Origin of the sequence: Kroppenstedtia sanguinis (assembly GCF_050433445.1) — a bacterium.
GTDB lineage: Bacteria > Bacillota > Bacilli > Thermoactinomycetales > DSM-45169 > Kroppenstedtia > Kroppenstedtia sanguinis.
In genome coordinates this window covers 17,903-44,884 of record NZ_JBNPXF010000018.1, presented here as the reverse complement: position 1 = coordinate 44,884, position 26,982 = coordinate 17,903, and the positions used below count along the sequence as shown (strand labels likewise).

The 26,982-nt window shown below is 50.5% G+C and carries 27 protein-coding genes, 1 pseudogene and 1 other annotated feature; of the genes and pseudogenes, 20 read left to right on the top strand and 8 right to left on the bottom strand.

What is annotated here, in order from left to right; genetic code table 11:
- Positions 1-275: 275 nt before the first annotated feature.
- From JOD24_RS11485 to JOD24_RS11450, 8 genes are all read left to right on the top strand, one after another.
- Positions 276-740, top strand: a complete 465-nt coding sequence (locus JOD24_RS11485; RefSeq protein ID WP_380167301.1) for a hypothetical protein — start codon at positions 276-278, stop codon at positions 738-740.
- A 180-nt stretch (positions 741-920) separates the two neighbouring features.
- Positions 921-1,385, top strand: a complete 465-nt coding sequence (locus JOD24_RS11480) for a hypothetical protein (RefSeq protein WP_380167303.1) — start codon at positions 921-923, stop codon at positions 1,383-1,385.
- 68 nt (positions 1,386-1,453) lie between these two features.
- Complete coding sequence (locus tag JOD24_RS11475; RefSeq protein WP_429246945.1) at positions 1,454-1,933, top strand: hypothetical protein; 480 nt, start codon at positions 1,454-1,456, stop codon at positions 1,931-1,933.
- A 10-nt stretch (positions 1,934-1,943) separates the two neighbouring features.
- Positions 1,944-2,408, top strand: a complete 465-nt coding sequence (locus tag JOD24_RS11470) for a hypothetical protein (RefSeq protein ID WP_429246944.1) — start codon at positions 1,944-1,946, stop codon at positions 2,406-2,408.
- 559 nt (positions 2,409-2,967) lie between these two features.
- Positions 2,968-3,573 (top strand): Yip1 family protein, encoded by a 606-nt coding sequence (locus tag JOD24_RS11465; protein ID WP_429246943.1) that lies wholly within the window; start codon positions 2,968-2,970, stop codon positions 3,571-3,573.
- 16 nt (positions 3,574-3,589) lie between these two features.
- The gene (locus JOD24_RS11460) at positions 3,590-4,201 is read left to right on the top strand and encodes a YIP1 family protein (RefSeq protein ID WP_429246942.1); all 612 of its coding nucleotides are present in this window, start codon (positions 3,590-3,592) and stop codon (positions 4,199-4,201) included.
- A 29-nt stretch (positions 4,202-4,230) separates the two neighbouring features.
- Entirely contained in the window at positions 4,231-5,655 is a 1,425-nt protein-coding gene (locus tag JOD24_RS11455) for a hypothetical protein (protein ID WP_429246941.1), read from the top strand.
- Positions 5,656-5,668: 13 nt separating this feature from the next.
- Positions 5,669-6,133 (top strand): hypothetical protein, encoded by a 465-nt coding sequence (locus JOD24_RS11450; RefSeq protein WP_429246940.1) that lies wholly within the window; start codon positions 5,669-5,671, stop codon positions 6,131-6,133.
- A 324-nt stretch (positions 6,134-6,457) separates the two neighbouring features.
- On the opposite strand, the gene JOD24_RS11445 is transcribed toward JOD24_RS11450, so the two are convergent.
- Complete coding sequence (locus JOD24_RS11445) at positions 6,458-9,076, bottom strand: transglycosylase domain-containing protein (protein ID WP_429246939.1); 2,619 nt, start codon at positions 9,074-9,076, stop codon at positions 6,458-6,460.
- Positions 9,077-9,205: 129 nt separating this feature from the next.
- Positions 9,206-9,411: a binding site (T-box leader), on the top strand.
- A gap of 71 nt (positions 9,412-9,482) precedes the next feature.
- On the opposite strand from JOD24_RS11445, the gene tyrS reads away from it, so the two are divergent.
- Entirely contained in the window at positions 9,483-10,739 is a 1,257-nt protein-coding gene (tyrS, locus tag JOD24_RS11440) for a tyrosine--tRNA ligase (protein ID WP_380167311.1), read from the top strand.
- A 251-nt stretch (positions 10,740-10,990) separates the two neighbouring features.
- On the opposite strand, the gene JOD24_RS11435 is transcribed toward tyrS, so the two are convergent.
- On the bottom strand, positions 10,991-11,122 hold the full coding sequence (locus tag JOD24_RS11435) for a hypothetical protein (protein ID WP_380167313.1): 132 nt from the start codon (positions 11,120-11,122) through the stop codon (positions 10,991-10,993).
- A gap of 81 nt (positions 11,123-11,203) precedes the next feature.
- On the opposite strand from JOD24_RS11435, the pseudogene JOD24_RS11430 reads away from it, so the two are divergent.
- A pseudogene (locus tag JOD24_RS11430) lies at positions 11,204-11,437 on the top strand (P-loop NTPase family protein); the annotation flags it as partial.
- Positions 11,438-11,559: 122 nt separating this feature from the next.
- Here the strand turns inward: JOD24_RS11430 and JOD24_RS11425 are convergent.
- The 3 genes from JOD24_RS11425 to trmB all read right to left on the bottom strand — a co-directional run bounded on the left by JOD24_RS11425 (position 11,560) and on the right by trmB (position 14,270).
- Positions 11,560-11,979 carry a cupin domain-containing protein gene (locus tag JOD24_RS11425; protein WP_380167320.1) on the bottom strand — a complete coding sequence of 140 codons (420 nt, stop codon included), beginning with the start codon at positions 11,977-11,979 and terminating at the stop codon, positions 11,560-11,562.
- Positions 11,980-12,753: 774 nt separating this feature from the next.
- On the bottom strand, positions 12,754-13,353 hold the full coding sequence (gene rpsD / locus JOD24_RS11420) for a 30S ribosomal protein S4 (RefSeq protein WP_380167324.1): 600 nt from the start codon (positions 13,351-13,353) through the stop codon (positions 12,754-12,756).
- A gap of 257 nt (positions 13,354-13,610) precedes the next feature.
- The gene (trmB, locus tag JOD24_RS11415) at positions 13,611-14,270 is read right to left on the bottom strand and encodes a tRNA (guanosine(46)-N7)-methyltransferase TrmB (RefSeq protein WP_429246938.1); all 660 of its coding nucleotides are present in this window, start codon (positions 14,268-14,270) and stop codon (positions 13,611-13,613) included.
- Positions 14,271-14,578: 308 nt separating this feature from the next.
- On the opposite strand from trmB, the gene JOD24_RS11410 reads away from it, so the two are divergent.
- From JOD24_RS11410 to JOD24_RS11395, 4 genes are all read left to right on the top strand, one after another.
- Positions 14,579-15,856 carry an ABC transporter substrate-binding protein gene (locus JOD24_RS11410; RefSeq protein WP_429246937.1) on the top strand — a complete coding sequence of 426 codons (1,278 nt, stop codon included), beginning with the start codon at positions 14,579-14,581 and terminating at the stop codon, positions 15,854-15,856.
- A gap of 100 nt (positions 15,857-15,956) precedes the next feature.
- Positions 15,957-17,267 (top strand): carbohydrate ABC transporter permease, encoded by a 1,311-nt coding sequence (locus JOD24_RS11405; protein ID WP_429246936.1) that lies wholly within the window; start codon positions 15,957-15,959, stop codon positions 17,265-17,267.
- Positions 17,268-17,281: 14 nt separating this feature from the next.
- Positions 17,282-18,109, top strand: coding sequence for a carbohydrate ABC transporter permease (locus JOD24_RS11400; RefSeq protein ID WP_380167332.1), 828 nt, complete (start codon positions 17,282-17,284; stop codon positions 18,107-18,109).
- Positions 18,110-18,134: 25 nt separating this feature from the next.
- On the top strand, positions 18,135-19,145 hold the full coding sequence (locus JOD24_RS11395; RefSeq protein ID WP_429246935.1) for a LacI family DNA-binding transcriptional regulator: 1,011 nt from the start codon (positions 18,135-18,137) through the stop codon (positions 19,143-19,145).
- 13 nt (positions 19,146-19,158) lie between these two features.
- On the opposite strand, the gene JOD24_RS11390 is transcribed toward JOD24_RS11395, so the two are convergent.
- Positions 19,159-19,383 (bottom strand): cysteine-rich CWC family protein, encoded by a 225-nt coding sequence (locus tag JOD24_RS11390; RefSeq protein ID WP_429246934.1) that lies wholly within the window; start codon positions 19,381-19,383, stop codon positions 19,159-19,161.
- A gap of 192 nt (positions 19,384-19,575) precedes the next feature.
- Between JOD24_RS11390 and JOD24_RS11385 the strand changes: the two genes are divergently transcribed.
- Complete coding sequence (locus JOD24_RS11385; RefSeq protein ID WP_380167338.1) at positions 19,576-20,040, top strand: hypothetical protein; 465 nt, start codon at positions 19,576-19,578, stop codon at positions 20,038-20,040.
- 280 nt (positions 20,041-20,320) lie between these two features.
- Here the strand turns inward: JOD24_RS11385 and JOD24_RS11380 are convergent, their stop codons facing one another.
- Complete coding sequence (locus JOD24_RS11380) at positions 20,321-20,860, bottom strand: GNAT family N-acetyltransferase (RefSeq protein WP_380167340.1); 540 nt, start codon at positions 20,858-20,860, stop codon at positions 20,321-20,323.
- A 221-nt stretch (positions 20,861-21,081) separates the two neighbouring features.
- Here JOD24_RS11380 and JOD24_RS11375 point away from each other — a divergent pair, with 221 nt between their 5' ends.
- From JOD24_RS11375 to JOD24_RS11360, 4 genes are all read left to right on the top strand, one after another.
- Positions 21,082-22,260, top strand: a complete 1,179-nt coding sequence (locus JOD24_RS11375) for a hypothetical protein (RefSeq protein WP_380167342.1) — start codon at positions 21,082-21,084, stop codon at positions 22,258-22,260.
- A gap of 14 nt (positions 22,261-22,274) precedes the next feature.
- Positions 22,275-22,892, top strand: a complete 618-nt coding sequence (locus JOD24_RS11370; protein ID WP_380167344.1) for a histidine phosphatase family protein — start codon at positions 22,275-22,277, stop codon at positions 22,890-22,892.
- 252 nt (positions 22,893-23,144) lie between these two features.
- Entirely contained in the window at positions 23,145-24,590 is a 1,446-nt protein-coding gene (cls, locus tag JOD24_RS11365) for a cardiolipin synthase (RefSeq protein ID WP_380167346.1), read from the top strand.
- Between the two features lie 18 nt (positions 24,591-24,608).
- Positions 24,609-25,139, top strand: a complete 531-nt coding sequence (locus JOD24_RS11360; RefSeq protein ID WP_429246933.1) for a histidine phosphatase family protein — start codon at positions 24,609-24,611, stop codon at positions 25,137-25,139.
- Here JOD24_RS11360 and JOD24_RS11355 read toward each other — a convergent pair.
- Positions 25,113-26,012 (bottom strand): metal-dependent hydrolase, encoded by a 900-nt coding sequence (locus JOD24_RS11355; protein ID WP_380167350.1) that lies wholly within the window; start codon positions 26,010-26,012, stop codon positions 25,113-25,115. The genes JOD24_RS11360 and JOD24_RS11355 overlap by 27 nt on opposite strands.
- Positions 26,013-26,068: 56 nt before the next feature.
- Between JOD24_RS11355 and JOD24_RS11350 the strand changes: the two genes are divergently transcribed.
- Positions 26,069-26,740, top strand: a complete 672-nt coding sequence (locus JOD24_RS11350) for a phosphatase PAP2 family protein (protein ID WP_429246932.1) — start codon at positions 26,069-26,071, stop codon at positions 26,738-26,740.
- The last annotated feature ends 242 nt before the right edge of the window (positions 26,741-26,982 follow it).

Here is a 26,982-nt window from a genome sequence, read left to right as displayed (position 1 = left end):
GATCAAGCCAGCGACGGCCAAAGAGTACATCAATGAATTGCCACGTAAGTATCCTCCGGGTGCAAAGATTGCAGATGTGCCCACTCAGAGAAAGGGGTCTGGCCACCAGAATGCCAGGTTGGGTGATTTTCGTCAATTACAAGGTGTTATGATCCTGGAGGTCCCCGTGCAAAAAGGCAAGGTTCCTAAGGAGATTTTGGATCATGCAACCAAGAAAGACGTGGTCATTAGAGATGAGAATGGGAAGATACTGAATCCGTAAGGAGAGTTATGTGATGATGTTAAAGTATTATGAGTGGTGGGACCTGATGTTTCATAAACCGGAGTTTCCCATAAGCGAAGCCGAAGCAAAGAAGTGGCATGAGGAAGAAAAGCCCTATGTAGTAGTGGTTTTGGAAGAAGGAGAAAAGAAATATGTGGTGAATGTGAATTTTGAGATCATCTATTGCTCTGTCTACTACTTAAATGCAAATGGTGAAAGGGTTAAATCAGAAGCCTATACAGAAAACGGGGATGGACTGTTCCTCCTCGAGAGGAAAGTATGGAAAAATCGTCCTCACAATGATATGGATGTGTACGCTTTTGAACTGGATGGTTCATACGTGAAGAGTCATGTAGACGCACAGGGCTATATAACAAAAGATAGGACGACAGGCACTTGTGATGTCTCCACTCACTTCCGGAAAATGATTCGTTTCGGTGATTACGATCCGATTCTTCCTTCAGGAAGAATCGGATAACCCAGACCTTTTATAAACAGACCCAACATTCCAAAAGGGCGTTGGGTCTGTTTCGTTTAACCGAGATCTTGGTGCAAAAAGGCAAGGTTCCTAAGGAGATTTTGGATCATGCGAAGCGTAAACGAATTCGAATACGAGATGAGAATGGAAAGATACTGAATCCGTAAGGAGAGTTATGTGATGATGTTAAAGTATTATGAGTGGTGGGACCTGATGTTTCATAAACCGGAGTTTCCCATGAGCGAAACCGAAGCAAAGAAGTGGCATGAGGAAGAAAAGCCCTATGTAGTAGTGGTTTTGGAAGAAGGGAAAATGAAATATGTGGTGAATGTGAATTTTAATTTGAATTATTGCCATGTGGATCACCTAAACAGTCAACAAAAGCGCATCCAGATGGATGCATACACAGAATATGGAGAAGGGTTGTTTCTATCTGATATAAAGGTTTGGAAAGACCCCGCCAGTATAGAGCATACTACCACTTTATATAAACCGGATGGTACCTATTTGAAGAGTCATGTAGATGCACAGGGCCATGTAACAGAAGATGAAACGACAGGCACCTGTGATGTCTCCACTCACTTCCGGAAAATGATTCGTTTCGGTGATTATGATCCGGTTCTTCCTAAAAGAACATCAGAATAACCAGGCGTGTTGATTGGCCCTATTTTAGGTAGGAAATCAGGTCGGGATGGTGGGACGGTGAAGAGCCTTTGCGTTCTTTGCAAGAGATCGTAGCCGTCCCACCATCCTCGTCCCCTCAAGCGATATTTTACGATGGGGGCAAATGGGAAGAGCGAAAGGTCAATTTTGTTTCTTTTTCTATCTCCTGGTGGAAGGCGGTTTTAATTTGTCTATCACTTGTAGAGGCCGACTCCTATGTTCCCGGCCGTGAAATCATCTCGCGGAAATACACCCAGTTTAATGAGATCAAGCCAGCGACGGCCAAAGAGTACATCAATGAATTGGCACGTAAGTATCCTCCGGGTGCAAAGATTGCAGATGTGCCCACCCAGAGAAAGGGGTCTGGCCACCAGAATGCCAGGTTGGGTGATTTTCGTCAATTACAAGGTGTTATGATCCTGGAGGTCCCCGTGCAAAAAGGCAAGGTTCCTAAGGAGATTTTGGATCATGCAACCAAGAAAGACGTGGTCATTAGAGATGAGAATGGCAAGATACTGAATCTGCCGTAGGAGTGGTAATATGGAGTTGCAGTTTTATCAATTCTGGAATCTGATGTTCAACATTCCTAAATTCCCTTTGAGACCAGACGAAGCAAAGAAGTGGCATGAGGAAGAAAAGCCCTATGTAGTAGTGGTTTTGGAAGAAGGAGAAATGAAATATGTGGTGAATGTGAATTTTAATTTGAATTATTGCCATGTGGATCACCTAAACAGTCAACAAAAGCGCATCCAGATGGATGCATACACAGAATATGGAGAAGGGTTGTTTCTATCTGATATAAAGGTTTGGAAAGACCCCGCCAGTATAAAGCATACTACCACTTTATATAAACCGGATGGTACCTATTTGAAGAGTCATGTAGATGCACAGGGCCATGTAACAGAAGATGAAACGACAGGCACCTGTGATGTCTCCATCCATTTCCGAGAGATGATTCACTTCGGTGATTACGATCCGATTCTTCCTAAAAGAACATCGGAATAAGCCCCATTCCCTCCATAAAAAGACCCAACGTTCCCAAAGGGGCGTTGGGTTTTGGCCGTTCATTCTTCTATCGGAGGGGTGGGAAAGGGGTTTTCTGATCGAGAGGCTTATTTTGTCTCTCACTTATAATTTTTGCGTGTCATCCAGCCACTTCATAAACTTTAGAATTAAAGATAGATCATGCCGACTTGATCTCCAAAGCGGATAATTTGTGTGATCGCTTGTTCCATAGTGAAATTTTATTGCGATAACATGTAGATGTGCTCTCATCTCTCGGCTAAATTGGAGACAAACCTGGTGTCGCAATTGTTTTTTGCGGGAAGGGGAGGGGAGGTAAAAGGGGAATTCCATAACTCTATTAAAGGTAGCCCCTCTTTCCGAGGGTGTGGATTTATATACATTATGTCGGACTGTTCAGACGAGGGCGGTTATGATACCTTAGTTATTGACCTCTTAAACGTCTATTTTGATGTAGAAATGAGTGTTGAATTGCGGGGCTTCATTTTTATTTCGGTTTTTTCCAAGAAAAGATCATAAGGAAAAGGAAGAAGGTGATTCCATGGAATCCTACTATAGCGAAAAAGGTCCCCATCCGGTATGGAAGATCTGGCTGAAAACACAGGAAGTGATTGCAGAACGAATTAGCAACACCTCAAAAAAGCAGATGTTTATGCTATTGGTTATTTACGGTTTGGCGTTCAGCTTGGATAACGCATCCATCCGTAATATGGGTGAACGGCATGAGTTCCCCATTCTGCTGATTGTATGCGCGATTGTAGCACCCTTGGCCGGATTGTTTACTTGGTTTATTGGAAGTGCCGTGTTACACGGGATGAGCCGCCTATTGGGAGGGACGGGTTCCTTTAAGGAAACACGGACTGCCCTTGCGTGGGCAACCGTCGTATACAGCGCCAAGCTTGTGATTTGGGTTCCTCAATTGTTATTGTACGGGCGCATGATGTTTACAGAACAAATTCCCGCCGGCTTCTTACTGATCCCGTTTCTACTTCTCTCTCTGTTAGATACAGTCTTAAGTATTTGGTATATCGTAGTCGTCGCCAAATCGATGGCCGAAGCCCACCGATTGCCTCTCTTAAGAGGATTCGGCACTGTCATTATACCGGTAGCCCTCATCATTTTGTTTCGATTGATAGTGACTGCTTAAACCAGGGAGGGTGGACATGGTTATCCAAACATTGCTTACATTTGCGATCAAGCCGGGACAAAGTGTTAAATGGATTTTATCCCATTCCCCCTACTGGAGTATTTTGTGGGCATCCTTTTTCGGGATGGCTTTTTTAGGGACTCAGGTATTTATCATGGATGCGGGAGATCAGTATGCCTATCCCGGATTTTTGTTCGCGATCTTTTATAAAGGGGCGATTGTAGGGCTGGTTTTTTGTGTACTATACGGGTCGGTATTCTTTCTCTTTGCCAAGGTGTTCAGAGGGACAGCCTCTTGGTTGGAAACTCTGACGATTTACGGATGGTCCGCGTGGGTATACAGCCTCCGGCTACTGTTCCTTCCTTTACAATTGCTTCTGTTCGGGGAAGAGATGTTCACCAGCATAACGCCACGAATTGATGGTAGCCTGTTTTTAACACTTTTTTATATCGGTTTCCTGTTGCTTGACCTCGTGGTTTGGGGCTGGTTTATTGTTGTGCAAGTAGTCAGCTTAGCCGATGTCCACCGTCTGGCTTGGTGGCAATCCGTACTCATCCACCTGGTGACCGTAGTTGTGGTCTGGTTCGTTTCCTTGCAGGCGTTCGGGATGTTGATTTTTCCCCTCTAAACTTATATGGAGAGGAGTTATCGACTGTTTTGTTAAAAAAAACATGGTATAAGAGAGGCTCCTCAACTGTTGAATATGTGATCATATTGGCGGCGGTGGTAGTCCTTGCGGGATTTCTGACCTTGGCATTGCAAGGGGAAAAAGGGACATTGCAAAAAGCGATCATCGCCGCCATTAATGGAACCAACCCTAGCCAAGAGGGAGGATCAGCGACGTCATCTGGGTCAGATCGAAGCCCCCCCAAGGCCAATCCCAGCCCTGCCGTAGAACCTGTCCAGCAGACCCCACCCAAAAACCATGGGGACAAAAGCTGGGCGGACAAGGCGGAAGAGATTCCGCTGGTGGGATGGTTGGTGGAAAAGGGTCGCAAACCGTTTAATGATACTGTCGGAGCGCTCTACGATGAATATCTCAAGGACAACAGCGGTGGCAAGATTGTTAAGGGTGTTCTGGAGTTTTTTGATCCCACCCCTTCCCTATACAAGATGACAGTGGGGAAAGAGTGGGATACCGGTGAGGAGCAAGGTTGGTACGATCGATCTGTGGAAGCTGTACTGGAATACTTCGTTATGAAGAAGTCTGGTAAAATCGGTCGTGGCTTGGAAAAACTAGATAAAAAAGCCTTGGATGGCCGGGTAACGGGTATACTGGGGGATAAAATCGGAAAGCCGGCGAAGAAAAAACGGGACGAATTTGTCCGATGGGCGTGCAATGAGGGGAGATCTAAGACTTCTAGCTGGGACCCGATCACCGTCGGGCATGCCTACGCGGCGGCGAGTGATGATCCCAGTTTCGGTTGCGACCTGGCCCAGCAAGTATTGGGGAAACCGAACAAACACAACCAAAAATCAGACAAAAAAACCAATCGAGCTAACAAGCTGACCAAGACTGATGCAGAAGACCGGATTGTCCAGGAAGAGCTGAACCGGCTCAAAGATGAAGGACTGGAACTCAACCAAGAAAATTTGAACAAATTTACCGAGAGCCTAATCCAAAAACGAAACATGCACCCTGACCAAGCCCGCAATATCGCTACCAAAATCATGAAGGGGAATGCCTTCAACAAAAAGATGAACAAAAACTACCCCCATAACGAAGTGATTTTGGAGTACAAAGGCGGAAAGCAGGTACGGGTCGACTCCTATGTTCCTGGCCGTGAAATCATCTCGCGGAAATACACCCAGTTTAATGAGATCAAGCCAGCGACGGCCAAAGGGTACATCAATGAATTGGCACGTAAGTATCCTCCGGGTGCAAAGATTGCAGATGTACCTACTCAGAGGAAGGGGTCTGGTCATCAAAATGATGGTCTAAGGAATCAAGAGGATATTACAGGTGATATGATTCTGGAGGTCCCCGTGCAAAAAGGCAAGGTTCCTAAGGAGATTTTGGATCATGCAACTAAGAAAGATATAGAAATTCGAGATGAAACAGGGAAGGTACTTAATCCTTGAGAGGAGTTTTATAATGGAAATGAAGTATTATCAATTCTGGAAAATAAGAAAAAACACCCCTAAATATCCTCTTACTGAAGATGAAGCGAAGAAATATCATGAGGAACAACAAGCCTATAAAGTGGTAGTTTTTGAAGAAGGGAAAATGAAATATGTGGTGAATGTGAATTTTAATTTGAATTATTGCCATGTGGATCACCTAAACAGTCAACAAAAGCGCATCCAGATGGATGCATACACAGAATATGGTGAAGGGTTGTTTCTATCTGATATAAAGGTTTGGAAAGACCCCGCCAGTATAGAGCATACTACCACTTTATATAAACCGGATGGTACCTATTTGAAGAGTCATGTAGATGCACAGGGCCATGTAACAGAAGATGAAACGACAGGCACCTGTGATGTCTCCACTCACTTCCGGAAAATGATTCGTTTCGGTGATTATGATCCGGTTCTTCCTAAAAAAACATCAGAATAACCAGGCGTGTTGATTGGCCCTATTTTAGGTAGGAAATCAGGTCGGGATGGTGGGACGGTGAAGAGCCTTTGCGTTCTTTGCAAGAGATCGTAGCCGTCCCACCATCCTCGTCCCCTCAAGCGATATTTTACGATGGAGGCAATGGGAAGAGCGAAAGGTCAATTTTGTTTCTTCCTCTTGGTTACTATGATCCGATTCTTCCTAAAAGAACATCAGAATAACCCCATTCCCTCCATAAAAAGACCCAACGTTCCCATCGGAATAAGCCCCATTCTCCCCATAAAAAGACCCAACGCCCTTTTGGGTGCGTTGGGTTTGAGTCGTTTATTCTCCTTCGATCGGAGGGGTGGGAAGGCCGTCTTCCGATTCGATGCCGGCGATGTCCACGGCTCGAACCGTGTAGTGTCCCGGAGGACCGGTGAAGACAGGGGGCTCTTCCAGGCGGATGCTGGCGACTCGTTGACCCTCCCGATAGATCCGGTATCCGGCGAGGGCGGTATCATCAGAAGGTCGCCATGTTAACTGGACTCCTGTAGAAGAGGAGAGACCCGTCACTTGGGGTGGAGTGGGAGCGCCCAAGCTGATCCGGGGATCCCGTTCCAGTGGAAGTCGACTCCCTCGGTAGTGCTTGTAACGATCCGCCTCCTGTTCTGGAACGCGAAAGCCGATTTGGCTTCGGGTCAGATCCGGCGGGGTACGGGGATCCGCCACATATTTTTTTCCCTCCACCACTACGACTCGTTCTTCTCCATGCTGGAGGCAGATCTCCTCGGGAATCTGGTCGGCGGGCAGTCTCTCTTTCACTACGGCCTGAGCAGCCCGGCAATCTTCCGTGGCCAATTGACCAGTTACTTTGCAAATCTCCGCTTCTTCCAGTCCGCCAGGGCGTGGAAAGGCGACTCCCTTCGGGGAGAGATGGGGCCGAGTGTGGACGGTGGTCTGAAAGATGCGGGACCAGACTCGTTTCGCCCGACGGTCATCAGGGAGGGGATGGTTGTAATCGTAGCCGATCCAAACTCCTAGGGCGATCCGGGGAGTATAGCCGATAAACCAGACATCGTGACCGTTTTGGGTGGTGCCGGTCTTTCCCGCCAGCTGATGTCCCTGGGCCCGGGCGCCCACCCAACGGCCAGTCCCCTTGCGGATGACATCTTGCAATAGATCCGTGGTCAGCCAAGCGGCTTGAGGGGAGAGTATCGGTTGGGGTTGGGGACGATGCTGATAGATCACCTGACCGTCCGCATCCACGATGCGACGGATCAGCCAGGGTTTTTGATATTCTCCGTGGTTGCCCAGCATGGCATAGCCTGCGGTCATCTCTGCCACAGTGAAGCCCCGGGTGAATCCGCCGATGGCAGAAGCTTCCCCATCTCGGGGATGAATGGGAAAATCCATGGCCTGCAAATAGTGGAAGCCTTCGCGAATGCCGATCTCTCGCAGCAATTTGATCGCTGGGATATTGAGAGACCAGGTGAGAGCTTCCCGGACGGTGACGGGACCCCGGTAGCGATTGTTGTAGTTTTTGTAGGTTTTCCCCTTGCCGTCATCAGTGGACAAGGGTTCATCCACTACAACGGTGGCGGGGCTGACTCTCCTTTGATCCAGAGCCGGGCCGTAATCGAGCAAGGGTTTGATGGTGGAGCCCGGTTGCCGGCGGGCTCCCAAGGCATGGTTGATCTCTCCCTGCTCAAAATCGCGGCCTCCGACAAAGGCGAGGAGAGCCCCAGTCCGCACGTCGAGCAGGACGGCCCCCACCTCTTCTTGGGCATTCTTGAGAGTACGTTTCTTTCCATCGATGCGGAGGGTGTAGGTGATGGGTTTTGCGTACAATTTTGGATTGCGGGCGGTCTGATTTACCCGCTGATAAAGATGAGGATCCACCGTGGTTTCGATGCGGTAGCCCCCAGTCAGAATGCGTTTTCGATATTGTTCCAGGATAGCATGGTATAATCCTTGCCGACTTAGTTCTGCTGACTGCAGTCCGTCAGCTTTCATCAGGAGTTTGGCCGCTTCCTCTTCTACTGTGGCCATCAGGAAAGGGTGACGATGGTAGGCATTTTTTCCTTCCCCCTGGGCCAATGAGGATTTCAGGTCGAAGGTCAGGGCTTGGGCTTCTGCTTCCGGAGTGATTTTTCCCGTCTGCCTCATGCGGGAGAGGACGGCACGCATCCGGCGGGAGCCTGCTTGAAATCCCTCGTCGCTGAAAGGGTTGAAGCGAGTGGGACGTTGGATCATCCCGGCCAGATAGGCGGCCTGGGCCAGATTGAGATGGTGGGCATCGACATCGAAGATCCCCTTCGCTGCTGCCTGTACTCCTAACAGATTCCGGTGATGGACTCCCTTACCGAAGTAGAGGCTGTTCAAATAAAAAGTGAGAATCTCCTCTTTGGGGAGAATCCGCTCCAGGCGGAGAGCGATGGCGATCTCCTTCGCTTTTCGCTCTAAGGCTTTCTCTCGGTTTTCCAAGATCACGTTTTTTACCAGCTGTTGCGTAATCGTGCTGCCACCACTGGCGATGGATCCGGTCTTCAAGTCATTCCAGGCAGCTCGTAAGATTCCGTGGAGGGAGATGCCGGCATGCTCATAAAAACGATGATCCTCTGTAGCGATCAAGGCATCGATCAGGGCAGGACTGACCTCCTCTGGGTCCACCCACTTCCGGTCAGCATCGGTTCGCATCGCTCCGATGGGAGAGCCATCTCCGAAATAAGCGTGGCTGGTTTGGGTCCAACCCGTCAACTGTTGACGCAATTGCGCTTCATTGCGCAGGGGCTCGTCTTTGAGGAGGGAGGCGATGTAGCCTGCGGCTGCGCCGGTTCCGACGGCGGTGAAAAGGATGAGAATGGAGACTAAAAGGATTCCGACAGTCACGATCCGTCGAAGTAGGGATCGAATCCCTCCGCCTTTCTCTCCTTCGGAGGTGGGTCGCTGTTTGTTCTTCAACTTGATTACCCCCGTCTTTTTGGATATGATAAATACATTGACTCAGGGCTTGTTGATGAATCCATAAATGGGTGGCGGGAGGGAATCCCTACCCTCAATACAACATGCCTGACATGGACTTTTATTATTGGAATGGCACAGATCAAGTCGCAGTAGCCGGAGACAGGTTCTCGCAGAGAGCTGGTGGCAGGTGCAAACCAGCGGCCTCCTCCGACGAAGTACAACTTGGGAGCCATCGCACTTGCGTGCGGCGGGTGAAAACCCGTTATCTTCAGAGTGGAAAGCATCGCTTTCAACAAGGGTGGTACCGCGGGCCATGCAACCCCGTCCCTTTTTATAGGGACGGGGTTATTTTATGGAATTGAATCCTTATTTATCAAAATCATGTGGGCAGGTGAGTGGAAAGATGGACCAAGAACAAGGATGGACCTCAGAGCAGGAGCAGGAAGTCGCTCGGCAAATGGCTGTGATCCGGCGAGGGACGGCACAGATCATCCCGGAAGACGAGCTGGAGAAAAAGGTAAAACGATCAATCCAGACGGGAAAGCCCTTGAAAGTGAAGCTGGGGTTGGATCCCTCCGCCCCGGATATTCACATCGGGCATACGGTGATCCTCAATAAATTACGCCAATTCCAGGATTTAGGACATATCATCCAGTTGGTGATCGGGGATTTCACGGGACGGATCGGAGATCCGACAGGCAAATCAGAGACACGGAAACCGTTATCGGAAGCGGAAGTGAAGGCCAACGCCCAAACCTACGCCGAGCAACTGTTCAAGGTGCTCGACCGGAGCAAGACGGAGGTCCGCTTCAACAGCGAGTGGCTCGCTCCCCTGGACTTTGCAGAGGTAGTGGAGCTAGCAGCCAAGACCACTGTGGCCCGCATGCTGGAGCGGGATGATTTCGCCAAACGCTATCACAGCGGTCAAGCGATCAGTGTTCATGAGTTTTTCTATCCCTTGATGCAGGGATATGACTCGGTTGCCTTGCAAAGCGACCTGGAGACCGGCGGGACCGACCAGACCTTCAACCTGCTGATGGGTCGCCAACTCCAGTCCCAATATGGTCAGGAAGAGCAGGTGATCCTCACGATGCCCTTGCTGGAGGGGTTGGACGGTGTCAAAAAGATGTCCAAAAGCCTCGGCAACTATATCGGCATCGATGAACCAGCTCAGGAAATGTACGGAAAAGCGATGTCTGTCCCCGACGAGCTGATGTTGAAATACTTTGAGCTGGTGACAGATCTCAGCCTGGAGGAGTTGGAGCAGTTGCAAAGGGGATTGGAGGAAGGAAGCATCCATCCCCGGGATGCTAAGATGATGCTGGCCAGTCGGCTGGTTCAGATGTATCATGGCCAAGAGGCGGCCCAGGAAGCGGAAGCTAACTTCCGCCGGGTGTTTCAACAACGGGAACTGCCAGAAGAGATTCCGGTGGTGGAAATTCCCGATAGTCAATTGAAGGAGGGAAAGCTCTGGATCGTCCAGCTACTCAGCACCCTGGGATTGGTCGCCTCCAACGGGGAAGCCCGCCGCATGGTGAAACAAGGCGCGGTCAAAATCGACGGTGACAAAGTCTCGGATCAGGATGCCCAAATCTCCGTCACGGAGGGAATGGTTGTCCAAGTAGGCAAGCGTAAATTCGCCCAGGTAAAACGGATTTAATCAGATGGATGGTTTGGATTTTCCCTCGTGGTGTTCCAACATTTATTTTGACAACGTAAAACTCACCTTCCCTCGTGAGGGGAAGGTGAGTTTTGCGCAGTAGGATGGCATCCTTAAACTGTCTGTTAACCAGAAAATAGACGTTGGAAACAAAAGCAGATGTTCCTTTCTTCCCTGTGCCCTGTAAAGTAGTCAAGTGAGGACAAGGATGGCAGGGTGGCGCTATGATCGACTTCTACATCCAGACCAATTCACTTTTTTCTGGTTTTTCGTTCCTTGAAGAAATGGGTCCAGTTGCGAACAGCACCGTATACAAATGCTCCAATACCGACAACTAACACCCCTCCCAGAATCAATCCCGGTATACCTATTCCAGAAGCCATAAGCTCCCTCCCCAGATACAGTTTTTTTATTTTACCTTTTTTACTTTGGGAACAACAGACAGCTTCGACTTTTTTGTTGTTTCAATAATGGGCATGTTGGAAAGGACCGAGGAAGGGACTGTCAGACTTTTTGGCGAAAAAAGTCCTCGCATCCATTCCCGCAAGGCCAACCGGATCTTGCGGACCCGATTTTCCTACCTGTTTCAGAACTATGCACTGATAGATAATGCCACTGTGAATGAAAATTTGGAAGTTCCCTTGGTCTACTCTAAAAAAACAAAGCAGGAAAAACAGGAATTGAAAAGGAAAACCCTTTGATGGATGCGCTGGAAGGGTTAAAGCACGGCTTAGTAGCAGGAACCTTATTAAAAACACCGACTCCTTTAACGTACAGGGTGTCGGTGTTTTTTTATGTCCGAGATGGTACTGTGACCCCTTTACTCGGGTCGAGTTAGTTTTTGAACTTTACCGACAGGGATTTCCCGGTAGTCGGGGAGTTGCTGTAGAGCTTTTTCAGCACCTCCGGGATTGTAAATCGCCAGCAGTCGGAGCGGCTCCCAACCTGTATTGAAGGTGCTATGGAAAACTCCTTTCGGTATGTAAAGGGTGTCTTCAGCTCTAATCGGAAAGGATGGTTCATCATTAATCATCTGCTCCCCATGTCCAGAGAGAACAAATAGGATTTCTTCTGCATCCTCATGGTTGTGTCGTTCATGTCCTTCTCCCGGCATTAAATCTACTTGGCCAAATGTGATTTGTGCCCCCTGGGTCTGCTCGTTTTCTGAAGACACCAGCCATTTGGTTATGCCCCACTCGTGTGATCGGATCGGAATCTGTTTTGGATCAATTTTTCCCATTACTCCACCTCACGTAATCTTTAGTCATTTTCATTTTAGCGTAAATCATTCGACAAAAAAAGAGTTTTCTAGTGGCTACCGGTTTTCTTTTCCGTGGAGCTGGCCACCTCCGGGAGTGGATCCGGTGATCAGCTACCATCGGTGTTGCCCCAGGAAGGCTGGGTCCTTCTCCAGCTCTCAGAGACTCCTCTGACGATATTAATTATATCGGAGGTCAGGGCTGTTGATTAGCCATATTTTGGGTGGGGAGATCGTGTTCATCCACGCGACCGTTGCCATCCGGCAAGGAAGTGAAAACTGGCCGCTCCAAATCTTCCGATCGGGCAGGGGCAAAGCCTTACGGAAGCAACACAGGGAAGAGGTTACCCCTAAACGCCCTCCCTCCAGATTCTCCGCTGGGTAGGATGGCTACCTTCATCTAGAGCTTCAGCTCCTTTGGATTGTAGTGCCCATGGTACAAAGGTCGCTTTGGCAGCACACGACTCCCTTCCGCTGCCCATTTTCTGGTTAATCAACAGCCCTGATCGGAGGTATAATTCTACTAGATCATTTAAAAGCCGTCTAAAGGGCTTCCCTTTAACAGAGACGAAAATGGGGGGCTGATGGGGGACAGTCAGACGGTTCGGTGAGAAAAGTCTCCGCATCCATTCCCATAAGGCCAATCAGATCCTGCAGACCTGACTTTCCTCTCTGTTTCAGAACTATGCTTTGAACTGGGATAACAAAACCCACCCTCCCCGGTGAAAGGGAAGGTGGGTTTCATGGATCTCCCGATTACCGGGAGTAGTATTCAACGATCAGACGTTCATTGATTTCCGAGGGCAGTTCATCCCGTTCGGGTATGCGGGAGTAGGTGCCTTCCAGTTTGTTGTCATCGAAGCTCAGGTATTCTGGCAGGAAGTTGCGCTCTGCCAAAGCTTCCTTGACAATGCCCAGGTTGCGGCTCTTTTCCCGGAGACCGATCACATCGCCGGGTTTCACCCGGTAGGCGGGACGGTCCACTTTTTTGCCGTTGACGGTGATATGACCATGAACCACCATCTGGCGGGACTGGGCGCGGGTGCGAGCAAAGCCGAGACGATAAACGAGGTTGTCCAGGCGGGACTCCAGCAATTTCATGAAGTTCTCACCGTGAACGCCTTTCATCTTACCGGCTTGTACAAACAGGGAACGAAACTGTTTTTCGTTCATCCCGTACATGAACCGCAGTTTTTGTTTCTCCTGCAACTGAGTACCGTATTCAGAGACCTTGCGCCGCTGGTTGGGACCATGTTCCCCCGGCGGGTAGGGTCGTTTCATCTCTTTGCCGGTGCCGGTGAGGGAGATCCCCAGGCGACGGCTCAATTTCCAACGAGGTCCGGTGTAACGTGCCATAAATCATTTGCTCCTTTCTTTTTTCACGCAGTCAGTTAAGCAAAGACAGGGGATGCCGGTCCGCTGGCTGTTGCCCTCACTTTCCGGATAGCGGCGAAAAGCGGGGCACCTCGGGGGAATACAGCCGCCTCCCTGAGGGCGGATCGGTGAGGGTGACGTTCCATCACCTGATTTGCTGAGCTATCCTCAAGTTCCCTTTTGCGAAAGGAACAATTTGAGCCGTACAAACCAATATTATATCGAATTCTGAAGAGATGTCAACGAGTGGAAGAGAAATCCTTAGAGTGCTTAGCCAGCAGGTAATGGATGGGGGCTCCCCGAGCGGTGAACTTCTGTTCATACTCTGTAGGGATGTTCCCGCTCTCATAGGGACTGTGATAAAGATCCCGAGTCGATTCCACGATGGTGAAGCCTGCAGCTTCCAATTCCTCCAGAGAGAACTCAAAGAGAGCGGCGTTGTCTGTTTTCAGCAGGATCTCTCCCTGTGGCTTCAGTACTTTCTTGTAACGATGGAGGAAGGTGTGATGGGTCAGCCTCCGCCGGGCATGCCGTTTCTTGGGCCAAGGGTCGCTGAAGTGGAGGTAGATCCGATCCACTTCCCCCTCTGCAAAAACTTCATCGAGAGAGCTGACATCCATCCATAGAAACCGAAGGTTGGAGCACGGAGTCTCCTCGGCTTTATTTAAGGCGTGGAGGAGTACTTCTTCGATTCGCTCCACCCCGACCCAATTGATCTGGGGACATTCTTGACAGACACGGGACAGGAATTGCCCTTTCCCGGTGCCCAGTTCCAGGTAGAGAGGTTGGTCATTGTCGAACAGGGTGACCCACTTTCCCCGAAGTTGCTCCGATTCCTGCACCACCCGGGGATGCTCCCGCACCGTCTGTTTGGCGTGGGGTTTTCGTCTGATACGCATGGGGATCTCCTTCTTGTTGCGAAAGTTTGTCCCACCTATTATAGCGAAAAGTAAATGCTCCGGCGCCCCTATTCTGTTTGGAGAATGAGAAGGGGATGAATACAAATTATTCTTGCATCTTCCTACGTTTTTTCATATCCTCATAATAGGAAAATGTTTTCCCTCCAATATTTATTCCGAATATTAAATGATGGATTATAACAAAATTTCCGACGTAGGATCGGAGGGATTTCCCTGCTGTTGACTAGAGGTGTTGGGATACTCTGGGTTTGCAGACGAGTTTCAAATGTGAAAGGGGAGAAACAAAGGTGAAGTTTTGGCAAAAATGGCTCACTGTCGCATTGTCCGTTTTTCTGGTCTGTGGCCTGGCGGCCTGCGGTTCGGGCTCGGACGGGGTGAAAGGGGATTCAGATGGGAAGAAAATCACTCTGACATACGCCCGGGGCAAGGATCAGACCGATACCACAACCAAGCTGGTCCAAGCCTTCGAAAAGAAACATCCGCATATCCAGGTCAAGTTTAAAGAGATGCCTTCAGATACAGGCGTCAGCCATGATCAGTATGTGACCATGTTCAGCGGAGGTTCTGGAGAGATCGACGTTTTTGACTTGGATGTGATCTGGCCTGCCGAATTTGCTCAGGCGGGGTACCTGGAACCCTTGGATCGTTACATCCAGCGGGATCAGATCCAACTGGACAAATATGTGGAAGGGGCGGTGGATGCCAGTAATTACAATGGACAGCAGTGGGCGATGCCTAAATTCATGGATGCGGGACTGTTGTATTACCGGACAGATCTAGTGAAAAAAGCGCCAACCACTTGGGATGAGTTGATCGAGCAGGCGAAGGAACATAAAGGGAAAAACGGCACCAAGTACGGTTATGTTTTTCAGGGAAAACAATATGAAGGTCTGGTCTGCAACTTTGTGGAATTTATCGCTTCTTATGGCGGACAGGTGCTGGATGAGAAGGGACAGTTAGTAGTCAACAGTCCAGAGACCGTAAAGGGCTTGAAAAAGATGACGGAGATCGCCAAATCGGGTATCGTACCAGGAAATGTGACGGCCATCACGGAAATCGAGACCGATGCGATCTACAGTGAAGGTCAGGCTGTGTTCGACCGTCAATGGCCCTATCACTACGCCAAAGTAAATGAAGCAAGCTCCCAGGTGAAAGGAAAAGTGGCTGTCGCTCCGCTGCCGGCAGGAGAACAGGGAAGTGCTTCTGCTCTGGGAGGATGGGTTGCTGGAATCAACAAAAATTCCAAACATAAAAAAGAAGCCTGGGAGTTCATCAAATTTATGACTGGTCCCGAGGGACAAAAGATCTCCGCGATCGATGGCGGGCTGGCCCCGACTTATATCCCTGCCTTTGAGGATGAAGAGGTGAAAAAAGCGAGCCCACTGTTCAAGGACGAAAACTATGTGGAAGGCTTGAAATCGGCTGTCTCCCGTCCAGTTTCTCCGGAATATCCGAAAATTTCCGATATCATTCAGATGGAAGTCTCCAAAACCCTGGCTGGGAAACAGACACCAGAAGCAGCGGTGAAGAGCATGGAGAAAAAATTGCGGGAAGTCGTAAAATAATCGGATTATTTCCATTGATGGATGAGAAGGGTGGGGCCGGGAGTGCACTGGTTCCCGACCTCCCCTCTTTCCACCTCTGAAGAAAAAAGCGGGTGAAAGCATGAAAAAAGGAACTCGGAAGGGACTTTCCGAAGGACGTTTGGCTTGGTTACTGGTGATTCCCGCTCTGCTTTTGATCCTGGTGATCGCCATTTTTCCGGTGTTCCGTTCCTTTTGGCTCAGTCTACACGATGTACGGCTGAATGATGCCACCAAGCGGACCACGCATAGCAGTTATGGAATCGATCTCGAAGGATATGCCAATTCGATGCCCTTTTTATTGACGGCATTGGATCAGGAGATCGGCCAGGCAAAGGGGGAGGGGAAGGAGCGCCTCACCTCGATCCAAGAACGAGTGAAGAGCGTGCAATCCAGTTTGGAGGGGAATCCCCAGATCCATGAAAATTTCAAAAAAGTGGACGATCTCCTGTTTGAGGGTCAGTCAGTTCCTGAAAACCTGAGTCGGGTGGAGCTCGACAAGAAGCAAGCCCAGACCACCGAGAAGCAGGTGACTCAGATCCGGTCGGATCTGAAAGCGATGGAGCGGGAGGGCCTGTTGCATCAGCCCAAACGGGTGACCGGACTTGCCAACGGATTACAAAAGTGCTTGATTGAGCCCAACTTTGTTGGTCTGAAATATTACCGCATCTATCTGACAGATGAGCGGATGTGGGCCTCTTTGGCCAATACCTTCATTTTTACCGGAATTTCCGTGGCTGTAGAGTTGGTGCTGGGGATTGCCGTCGCTCTGCTGATCAACCGGCAGTTTGTCGGTCGGGGGCTGGTGCGGGCCTCGGTATTGATTCCCTGGGCGTTGCCGACAGCGGTGGCCGCGCTGATGTGGAAATTTCTCTTTGACGGTCAAAACGGGGTTATGGCCAAAATATTTGCCGAAATCGGTCTGATTCCTGATATGGGGACTCTGTTAACGACGAAGTTTTGGTCTATGTTTGCTGTGATTTTCGCCGATGTCTGGAAGGCGACTCCCTTTATGGCGTTACTGATTTTGGCTGGACTTCAGGCCATCCCCAAGAGTTTGTACGAAGCGGCGCAGGTGGACGGAGCCAGCAGAATCCAGCAGTTTTTCAAAATTACGCTTCCCATGCTGTGTACGACGATTCTGGTGGCTTTGCTGTTCCGGGTTCTCGATGCCTTCCGCGTCTTTGATCTGATCTATGTTCTCACTGGTGGGGGGCCAGCCAATGCCACGGAAACGATCTCGGTTTACGCCTACAAGACGATGTTTGCCCAGATGAACTTTGGGGCGGGATCGGCGTTGGCAGTGATCGTCTTTATTTGTATCGCTATCATCAGCGTGCTGTTTGTGAAGCTGCTCGGTCGGGATCTGATCAGTGACGGAAGCGGCAAGTAAGGAAGGTGAGAGAGATGCGCAAAAAGTCGGGATTCTGGTTTTACCTGGCACTGGCGGGGTTTCTTCTGGTTGTGCTTTTCCCCTTCATCTGGCAGGCGTTGACTTCGCTCAAGTCACCAGGGGAGCTCTTCGGAGAGCATGCCTTTCGGCCGGTTCCGGAGCATCCGACACTGGACAATTATGTCAAGGTATTCACCCAGCGTCCCTTTGCCACCTATCTGTGGAACAGTACCTGGGTGGCAGTCGTGACGACAGTCTATTGTGTCTTTGTGGCGGCGATTGCTGCCTATGCCGTCGCCCGCCTTCGGTTTAGAGGCAAGAGTCTCGTGCTCGGGATTACGCTGGCAGTCAGCATGTTTCCCCAGATCGCCACGATCTCGCCGATCTTCATATTTATGGAGAAGATGGGCTTGACCAATAGTTATACAGGTTTGATCATTCCGTACACCACTTTTGCACTGCCCTTGGCACTCTGGAACCTGACCAACTTCTTCCGCAAAATCCCCTTTGAGCTGGAGGAGGCGGCCAAAATGGACGGAGCCACTACTTGGCAGGCGCTGTGGAGGGTGATCTTTCCTTTGGCGATGCCCGGCACATTTACCACGGCTATTCTGGTTTTTATCGCTGCCTGGAATGAATTCTTCTTTGCCCTTACCATCAATACAGAGGAGAGTATGAAAACGGTCCCTGTAGGGATTGCGCTCTTCCAAGGTCGTTTTTCCATCCCTTGGGCGGAGATCTCCGCCGCTTCGGTGATCGTCACCATCCCCCTCGTACTCATGGTTCTTCTATTCCAACGTCGGATCGTGGACGGATTGACGAGCGGTGCCGTCAAAGAATAGTTCTGGGGGAGACAGGCGAAGCCCTGTGACGATCCGGGAGGTGGCGAGGCGGGCGGAAGTTTCCATCGCGACGGTTTCTCGGGTGTTGAACCATTCCAAACCGGTGAGCGAGGAATTGAAAAGGCGAATTGAACAAGCGGTAAGAGAGATGGGCTATCTGCCTAATGCAGTTGCCCAAAGTATGATCCAAAAACGTACCGGGTTGATCGGAGTGATCGTCCCTGAAATTTCCAATCCATACTTTTCAGGTCTTGTGGAAGGGATTGAGAGTGTGGCCCATCAGCACCAATCCCACATCATGCTGGCGATTTCACAGAAGGATCCTCGTCGGGAGATGGACTTGTTGCGGATTTTTCAGGCACGGCAGATGGACGGAATCATCCTGGCGGCAGCTCGCATAGATGGGGAGCTGAGGAGAGCGGTGGCGTCTCTCACCATTCCCTATGTGTTGATCGGACAGCGTCCTACCGGGTTACGGGCACTCTGTATCCAGGTGGATAACCGGCGTGCCGCTGGTGAAGTAATCGAGCATCTGATGGAGAAGGGACATCGCCGGATCGGAATGATCAGCGGTCCGATGTGGGATCTCGCCTCAGGGAGGGAGCGTTATGAAGGGTATCGGGATGCCCTGTGGAAAGCGGGGAAGACTCCACGTCCGGAGTGGATCGCAGAAGAAGCGTCTTTTCGTCTTAAGGATGGAGTGAAGGGGATGGAAAAAATCCTGCGTGCCGATGAGCCACCGACAGCGGTTTTCTGCGCTTGTGATCGGATGGCTGTCGGGGCGTTTCAAGCTCTGGAAAGTCGTGGGGTTCGCGTTCCAGAGCAGATAGCGGTGGCGGGTTTTGATGATGAAGAGGTAGCTACCCTTATCAAGCCTCGTCTCACCACCGTTCGCCATTCTCCTTTCGAGATGGGACGAAAGGCGACAGAAGGGTTGATGTCCATTTTACAGGAAGAGGAATCCTCCCCCGATGAGGTCATCCAGATCGGTCATGAACTCGTAGTGCGGGAGAGCACCACTTCTGTCGGAGAGTGATCACCGAGGGTTACTAGAGGGACGTGTCGATATCTATCGGATCCTCCTTCACAAACTTTTCCAGACACTCTTTGCAGATGCACGATTTCCCCAATTGAGCTGGCGGCACCATGGCAAAGATCTCCTTTGGGAAATATGCGTAGGTACACCAGCAGGCTTTCTGGGGTTCACCGATCCCGCAACGATTTTCCTGCCCACAGAGGGGGCAATACTTGGGACGGCTCTTTGCTTCAGACATACCGCTCCCCCATTTCATTTCTCATTTTCTCCACTGTACAATAACGGAAGTAGCGAAGTGAAGGAGAAAGAGAAATTAGAACTCCGAGAATCCATTCCATCTGTTTCCGGTTTGCCACAGTTGGGAGGACGGGGGAGATCCGCCTGTTGTATAATGAAGGTTACGACAGGAGAAGTAGAGGAGGGACCAAGATTGAAAATATTGCGATCCATTGGTGTGGCTACCCTTTTTCTGCTACTGGTGGCCTGCGGAAACCAGCTCACCCAACCTAGCCTAGAAAAAGATTTGGATAAAGCGGTGGAGAAGCTGGAATCCAGTGAAGACGGGGGATTGGGTAACGGAATCCTGCGCATGAATTATGTTACCCGGTTTTCCTGGGATCGTTTTTATATTTTCGGACCGGGAACCAAGGGGGCAGATATCGAGAAGGCCTTGGGCTTCCCATGGTCAGACGGGGAAGAACTGGCAACAGACCTGAAGGAGGGGGAGAACCTCCTGGTGTTTGTCAAAAACGATCGGGTGAAACGTTATGTTCAATATCAAGGGAGAGGGGATTTCGTGGAGCGGAATAAGCCTCTCACTCCTCATAATGCTGTTTTTCAAGCGGTAATCTCCAATGGAAAAACCAAGGTGACTCCAGTGACCGATTTTAAATAAGCCCGTGCAGACGGGCTTTTTTTTATAGAAATCCTTGTGGAAAAGTCTTATTCCGACAGAATGTATTAAATTACCAGAGCTGTTGATGAACCCTAAAGTGGATGATGGGAACGAAATGATCCTTTTGCTCTTCCCATTGCCTCTCGTAAAATATCGCTTGAGGGGAGGGGGAGGGTGGGACGGCTACGATCTCTTGCAAAGAGCACAAAGGCTCTTCACGTCCCACCCTCCCGACCGTGATTTCCTGCCTAAAATATGGCTAATCAACAAGCCTGTTGAATCACAATTCCGACCGAAGCAATCCGTAGATCACCAGGTCACTTCTGCCAGTATCCGTCCTGAGGGCTTCACGGAGAATGCCCTCCTCCTGGAAGCCTAATCGCAGGGCTACTTGGCGGCTGGCGCGATTGACGGCTTCTACCCGGATTTCGATCCGGTGGATCTGTCGCTCTTGAAAAAGATAGGTGCAGACGCTACGGACGGATCGGGTCATCAGGCCGCCCCCCGTCTGCTCTCGGCTCAGCCAATATCCGATCTCTGCCACGCGATGGTGGGAATCGATTCTCTCCACTGTCACCGATCCCCCCAACACTCCCCGGTGCCAGATCCCGAAATGAGCTTCCTGCCCGGAGGCAAAGGCGGCCTGGGTTCGGAATATATATCCTTCGATCTCCTGAACTCCCTTCACTGTGCGAATCCAGGGAAGCCACGATTCCAGATGGGATCGATTTGCTTCCACCAACCGGTACAAAGCGGGTGCATGACGGGAGTGAAAGAGCTGGAGACGCAAGTCTTCCGCTGTCTGTAGTATCAGTTCCATGGTTCATTCCTCGATGGATGGGTACCTTTATTTTGGGTTCGGCAGTATTTCCTATTCGCGGTTTCCTTTTTAAAAAAACGGCCCTTCATTTGCGGATTGACCCTGCGCAGTCTGCGCGATACGATGGGAACGATGATCCCAACATCTATACTTACAGGCATTATATACAAACAACGGCGGATCTCTGTAAAAAGGATAACTCGGGGATTGGGGTGTGGAGTATGCCGCGTTGGATAAAAAGTTGCATGTTACTTCTTCTGGTAGGAGCTGTGGCTGCATGTCAGGGGGGGAATCCGGCACTGTTTCCGCAAAAAAGCAGTTTCAGTCCGGAAAAATCTAAAAAGAGGGAACGGTTTGTTCCTTACAGAGATCAGGTTGTTCCCCCTTTGAAAGAGTTGATCCAGCGGAAAGGTTTTCGCCAATACACCCAGGTCCGTCCCTATCTGCTCGGATATAGTTACGACGGCAATTTTGCAGCTGTGGTAGTCTATGACTCCCGGGCCCAAGCCTATCGCGTGGACTTGTTTCACACAGGCACTCACCAGGTGCAGGAGACCGTTTATGCTCCCAGCCAAGTTAAAAAAAAGGGGAGTGAGGAGGAGGAACTGTTGGCTCTGACCCAGGAAACTCTGGATTTGGGCTATCGGATCCAAGTGCCGACCACTCCTGAAGACCGTGTGACCCATCGGGGGATCTGGACATCCGGAAAACAGGTGCTGAAGTTCACTTTGAAACAGGTGGATCGCACCGCCGTCTTGAAAGTGGAGAAAGGCAGAGAGCGTTGGGAATTGGCCCGGTTTCCACTGAAAAAAGGAGAGCGCTTAACCTCCCGCTGGTTGGTCAGTTCCTCCCCGTCTGCTGGAGAAAAGTGGACCGTGGTCGCCTCCTCTCATACAGAAGGTCACCAACTGAGACCATTGATGTACACTCTGGATGCCTCCATGCTCACCCCGGATTGGACGGAAGACCGGCTAGAAAAACGACTGAAGGCGGTGCTCGGAACAGAAGCCCAGGTAGCCTTCCGGGGAAAAGCGGATTCTCAGAAGCGACCGGAATTTTTCCTAGCGGTGCGCGGAGGAAGTTTCTCCACCAATAGACCTGGGGAGGCTCCCCGACTCAGCGGTACAGTGGATCGTTTTGTGATTTTAGATGCAAGAGGTCGGGTCCGCTTCCGGGGCAACATCGCCGGTCTGGTTCAAGATGAGCAAGTGTTGCTCGATCCGTCCATCCCCAGGGATCCACGTGCTCGTTACCGGCTGCTCTTGTTTGAAGAAGAATCCAAGGAGAACCAACCGATCCTGGTGTTGACAGTCGATCAGTTAAATGGTAAGGGACGGACGGTTAAAACCTATGAATTGAGTTGGGATGCAAAAGCGAAAAGTTTCCGGTATGAGGGATGAAGGAAGGGGAATATATGGAGACAACCATCTATCTAATCCGGCATGGTGAGACTCAATGGAACAGGGAGCGACGTATCCAGGGACATCGGGATATCCCTCTGTCAGAGGTAGGACTGGAACAAGCCCGCCGTCTAGGAAAACATCTGAGAGGAATCCACTTTCATGGAGTGTATGCTAGCGATCTGCAACGAGCGGTACAGACGGCGGAACAGGTGGCTGCTGGGAGGAACATGTCGGTTCACACCCTTCCTTCCCTGCGGGAACGCCATTTGGGAGAGTGGGAGGGGTTATCTTTTGAAAGCTTGAAGGAACGTTATCCCGTGGATTGGCAACGAGTCTGGAATCAGGGAGGGGAATACGGAGTGGAATCGACAGAGAGCATTCGGGTCCGGGTGAGGAAGGCTCTAGATGAAATCTGTCGTGAACACCCCGGTGAAAGGGTGGCTGTAGTCAGTCATGGGGGAAGCATCAATACCATGTTGGAATCGATCAGTGACGGGCGTTATGGACCCGGTCGAACCCAAATCAGGAATACCGCCGTTTCCATTCTCATCTATCATCCAGAGAGTGGATGGCGGGTGGAACGGGTGAATTGCGGGGGACATCTGGAATCTGAGGAAACCAGGATCTGATCGGAGGAGAAGGGGAAAGGAGGAGTGCAGGGAAAGCGTTGGGTTAGGGAGTGTCTGCTCACACGGCTGGATGTAAAGAGAATGGGAATTCCTTGGCCGGTCGGGAATCCTCTTGGGGGTGGCTTCCGCTTCAGGTCTTGCTACAAAAGATTGGAGACGGTTACACTGGCCTGACCTCGGATATCAGACACACCCTCATGTTGGCGTGCATTCCACCCTGTAAAGGCGAGGAAACCTGCACGAAAAATAGAGATGAATATTCTTACCATATTGTTGAGCATCTTGTTTGTCTTAAACTTTATCTTTGCTGCGGTTGTGATTTTTATGGAGCGCCGGGATGCGGGCTCCACTTGGGCTTGGCTGTTGGTATTGTTATATATCCCTTTTCTCGGATTTATACTGTATCTGGTCTTTGGTCAGAATCTGAGTCGGAAGCGATTGTTTGATTGGGAGGGTCTCAATAAGATCGGAATTGAACATTTGATCTCCGGTCAGATCCAGTCCTTGCGGGATCACGATTTTCGTTTCTCCGACCCGATCCTTGAGGCACATCGGGATCAGATTTATATGCATTTGATCAATAATGAGGCGGTGTTGACCCGGGATAATGGCGTGGAGATCCTCACGGACGGGAAGGAAAAGTTTAACACCTTGTTCCGGGATATCGAGAGAGCCGAGGACCATATTCACCTACAGTATTATATTTTTCGCAATGATCATCTTGGAAAACGGTTGATCCACACCCTGACCCAAAAAGCGAAGGAAGGGGTCAAGGTTCGCGTCTTGTACGACGACCTGGGATCCAGAAAATTATCCAAACGGGCCTTTCGCCACTTGTTGCAAGCCGGCGGGGAAGTGGAAGCTTTTTTTCCTTCCGCCATCCCGTTTATCAACCTTCGCCTCAATTACCGCAACCATCGGAAACTGGCTATTATCGACGGGAAAATTGGTTATGTCGGAGGTTTCAATGTAGGGGATGAATATCTCGGATTGGAGTCGAAGTTCGGTTATTGGCGGGATACACACCTGCGGGTGGAAGGGACAGCGGTTCACGCGATGCAGACACGGTTCATACTGGATTGGAATCAAGCGACCAAGGAGGCGATGCATTATTCGGATCGGTATTTTCCGGTGAGGTCTTTTGCAGGGGATGTACCGATCCAAATCGTGAATAGCGGTCCCGACTCCGAAGAAGAGCAGATCAAGAACGGATATATCAAGATGATCTCTTCGGCTAAACGATCTATCCGCATTCAGACGCCCTACTTCATTCCAGATGCCAGTCTGTTGGATGCCTTGCGGATTGCGGCACTGTCCGGCGTGGATGTACAGCTGATGATTCCTGACAAGCCGGATCATATGTTTGTCTATTGGGCGACCTATTCCTACATCGGCGAATTGTTGGAAGCCGGAGCCAAGATTTATATCTATCAAAATGGATTTATCCATGCCAAAACGATTATCGTCGATGAGGAGGTGGGCTCCGTGGGTACTGCCAATATCGATATGCGGAGTTTTCGTCTCAACTTTGAAGTGAACGCCTTTTTTTATCACCGACCGACTGCTTTGCAACAGTCTGCCACTTTTCAAAAGGATCTGGAACAATCCCATGAGCTGACATGGGAAGAGTATCGGCAACGCTCCCTCAAAATCCGCTTCAAGGAATCGATCTCCAGGCTACTGTCGCCGATTCTGTAATCCGAAAGGGGAATGGACATGAAAATTTATCTGATCCGACATGGTCAGGCGACGGGACAAGCCCGCGAAGCGGATTTGACCGAAGCGGGGGAACGTCAGGCTGAATCCCTGGCGGAGTTTTTGGCACCCCTGGCCCCTGAGGCCGTTTGGAGCAGTCCCTTCCGGCGGGCGGTGAGGACGGCGGCCCCCTTGGCACGCCGAAGAGCTCTTCCTCTGCAGACGGATGAGCGGTTGTCGGAATGGGGGCTGGCCGGTCAGTTGCGGGAGGATTGGTTGGAGCGGTTGCAGGAAGCTTTCGCTGACCCGGATCGTTGCCTGCCTGGGGGTGAATCGGGTCACATGGCGATGACCCGGGGGCTGTCCGTCCTGGAGGATATCGCCCAAATCAAAGCCGCCCGGGTGGCGGTGATCACCCATGGCGGCTTGTTGACCCTTTTGCTCCATCATTTTGATTCGGGATACGGATTTGCGGAGTGGCAGAGACTGACCACTCCGGACCTGTTTGAGGTGGACTGGCAGTGTTCAGGGGTGCGACGCATCTGGCAATGATCCCTTTGGCACGACCACTTCGGTACTTAACACAGATGGACTCTGCATCCGAAAGCGGGGGTCATAAAAGCGGACTCGATATCCGGTGGAGGATTTCTCCACTTCCGTGCCGTAGGAAGAGAGAAAACGAACCAGTGCCTGGGCTTCCCCATCAGCGGTCAGGGCTTTCTCCACGGCAGGGTGGGAGTCGTTTCTGCTTTTTCCGATCTTGTGAAGTCCTGTGAACAGAGACCCGGCATAATAGTGAAAGTGATCCCCCTCTTGACTCACCAGCTGATATTGGGCCGGCACCAGCTGGGCGACAGGGGTGACTTGTTCCCCTGCGGTCAGGCGGGATTCCAGCCAAGCGGCATGTCCCGCTTGCAAGGATACATAGAGAAGCAAGGCGACCCATACACCACGGAAGACACGTACTCTACCAAACTTTTTTTTCAGATAGAAACCACAGGCGAAAATCAACAGGATGATGAGATCCACGATGGGCAAGATACCTAGGGAGTACCTCCCACCGACAAAAGGTTCCAGCAGTCCGGTTCCCCAGGTGTTGGCCCAGTCGGAGAGCAGATGGGTTAGCGTGGCAACCCAGGCGAGAATCCAGGCTTTCCCCCAATGGATCGATCGATTGAACAAAGCGACGATTCCCACAGCTAAGAGGGCCATCAGTGGAGAAAAGAACAGGGAATGGGTGACCCCCCGGTGCCAAGTGAGATAGATTTCTTGTCCCATCAAGCTGGTGAACGATTCGATGTCGGGGATTTCCGCACCGACGACGGCAGCGGCTGCATAGCCGAGCCGTTCCTTTTTAGTTGCTCCTTTGATACCCGACGCAGCATAAACGGCATAACCGAGCAACCCATGTGTCAAGTTGTCCAAAAGGGCTCCCACTCCTTTACAAAAGGGGTAAATCATCAGCAACTGGAGGAATGATAGTGGCCCATCCGATTCGGCGTCATGCACCGCTGGTGATTGGCCTCTTCCTTGTCATATCCGTTTCTTTTCTCTTAGTCAACCTGTTTGTCTATCTGGCGGAGGAAATGATGACGGGAGCGACCCTTCGGTTCGATCAGGAGATCCTCTTACAAGTGGCGTCTCTCCGTTCTCCAGGAGTCACCTTCTGGATACGCGGGGTGACGGAGCTGGGGTCAATAGGATGGCTGATCCTGGGGACTGGGGTGGGCACGCTTCTGTTGATTCAGCGAAAACAGCTGGGAGATGGGATCCTGTTTACCCTAGGGATGTTGGGAACCTCCGGCATGAATACAGCGTTGAAGAACGCCTACGAGCGAATCCGCCCTGAGGAGAATCCCTTGCTTCATGTTACCGGTTATAGCTTTCCCAGTGGACATGCCATGGGCGCGATCGTTTTTTACGGTTTTCTTCTGTATTTTTCATTGAAAAGCCGGTTTCCTCCCTGGGCCAAAGTGGTATATGGCCTGGTGTGGAGTGCTCTAATCCTTCTGATCGGTTTCAGTCGAATCTATCTGGGGGTGCACTACCCATCAGATGTTCTCGCCGGCTGGACTGCGGGGTTGGCGATTTTGATCCCGCTTCTTACAGTGCGGGAGGGAATTATGTATTGGAAACAGAGGCAAGACAGATAGAGAAAACCGCTGCCGAAGAGAATCGTGCAGCGGTTTTTCAGTATCTCAGGCATGTTGATGATCTATACTATCGGGCAGGGGCAAAGCCGGGAGGTCACAACACCCCAAGAATGTTTCCCCTAAAAGCCTTGTGAAACCCGTCGATTGCGGTCGGGATGAGGTTTCACATTTTGGCATTAAAGTTCTATCGATCCACAGAGCTGTTGATAAACTATAATGTGGATGACGGGAACGAAACGACC

Excerpts from the sequence above, each read along its gene's own strand:
- JOD24_RS11450 (WP_429246940.1), top strand. The coding sequence starts at position 5,669 with ATGGAAATGAAGTATTATCAATTCTGGAAAATAAGAAAAAACACCCCT.
- JOD24_RS11400 (WP_380167332.1), top strand. The coding sequence starts at position 17,282 with ATGCGCAAAAAGTCGGGATTCTGGTTTTACCTGGCACTGGCGGGGTTT.
- JOD24_RS11435 (WP_380167313.1), bottom strand. The coding sequence starts at position 11,122 with ATGGCTTCTGGAATAGGTATACCGGGATTGATTCTGGGAGGGGTGTTA.
- JOD24_RS11480 (WP_380167303.1), top strand. The coding sequence starts at position 921 with ATGATGTTAAAGTATTATGAGTGGTGGGACCTGATGTTTCATAAACCG.
- JOD24_RS11470 (WP_429246944.1), top strand. The coding sequence starts at position 1,944 with ATGGAGTTGCAGTTTTATCAATTCTGGAATCTGATGTTCAACATTCCT.
- trmB (WP_429246938.1), bottom strand. The coding sequence starts at position 14,270 with ATGCGTATCAGACGAAAACCCCACGCCAAACAGACGGTGCGGGAGCAT.
- cls (WP_380167346.1), top strand. The coding sequence starts at position 23,145 with ATGAATATTCTTACCATATTGTTGAGCATCTTGTTTGTCTTAAACTTT.
- JOD24_RS11380 (WP_380167340.1), bottom strand. The coding sequence starts at position 20,860 with ATGGAACTGATACTACAGACAGCGGAAGACTTGCGTCTCCAGCTCTTT.
- JOD24_RS11375 (WP_380167342.1), top strand. The coding sequence starts at position 21,082 with ATGCCGCGTTGGATAAAAAGTTGCATGTTACTTCTTCTGGTAGGAGCT.
- rpsD (WP_380167324.1), bottom strand. The coding sequence starts at position 13,353 with ATGGCACGTTACACCGGACCTCGTTGGAAATTGAGCCGTCGCCTGGGG.
- JOD24_RS11485 (WP_380167301.1), top strand. The coding sequence starts at position 276 with ATGATGTTAAAGTATTATGAGTGGTGGGACCTGATGTTTCATAAACCG.
- JOD24_RS11390 (WP_429246934.1), bottom strand. The coding sequence starts at position 19,383 with ATGTCTGAAGCAAAGAGCCGTCCCAAGTATTGCCCCCTCTGTGGGCAG.
- tyrS (WP_380167311.1), top strand. The coding sequence starts at position 9,483 with ATGGACCAAGAACAAGGATGGACCTCAGAGCAGGAGCAGGAAGTCGCT.
- JOD24_RS11460 (WP_429246942.1), top strand. The coding sequence starts at position 3,590 with ATGGTTATCCAAACATTGCTTACATTTGCGATCAAGCCGGGACAAAGT.
- JOD24_RS11370 (WP_380167344.1), top strand. The coding sequence starts at position 22,275 with ATGGAGACAACCATCTATCTAATCCGGCATGGTGAGACTCAATGGAAC.
- JOD24_RS11360 (WP_429246933.1), top strand. The coding sequence starts at position 24,609 with ATGAAAATTTATCTGATCCGACATGGTCAGGCGACGGGACAAGCCCGC.
- JOD24_RS11465 (WP_429246943.1), top strand. The coding sequence starts at position 2,968 with ATGGAATCCTACTATAGCGAAAAAGGTCCCCATCCGGTATGGAAGATC.
- JOD24_RS11425 (WP_380167320.1), bottom strand. The coding sequence starts at position 11,979 with ATGGGAAAAATTGATCCAAAACAGATTCCGATCCGATCACACGAGTGG.
- JOD24_RS11405 (WP_429246936.1), top strand. The coding sequence starts at position 15,957 with ATGAAAAAAGGAACTCGGAAGGGACTTTCCGAAGGACGTTTGGCTTGG.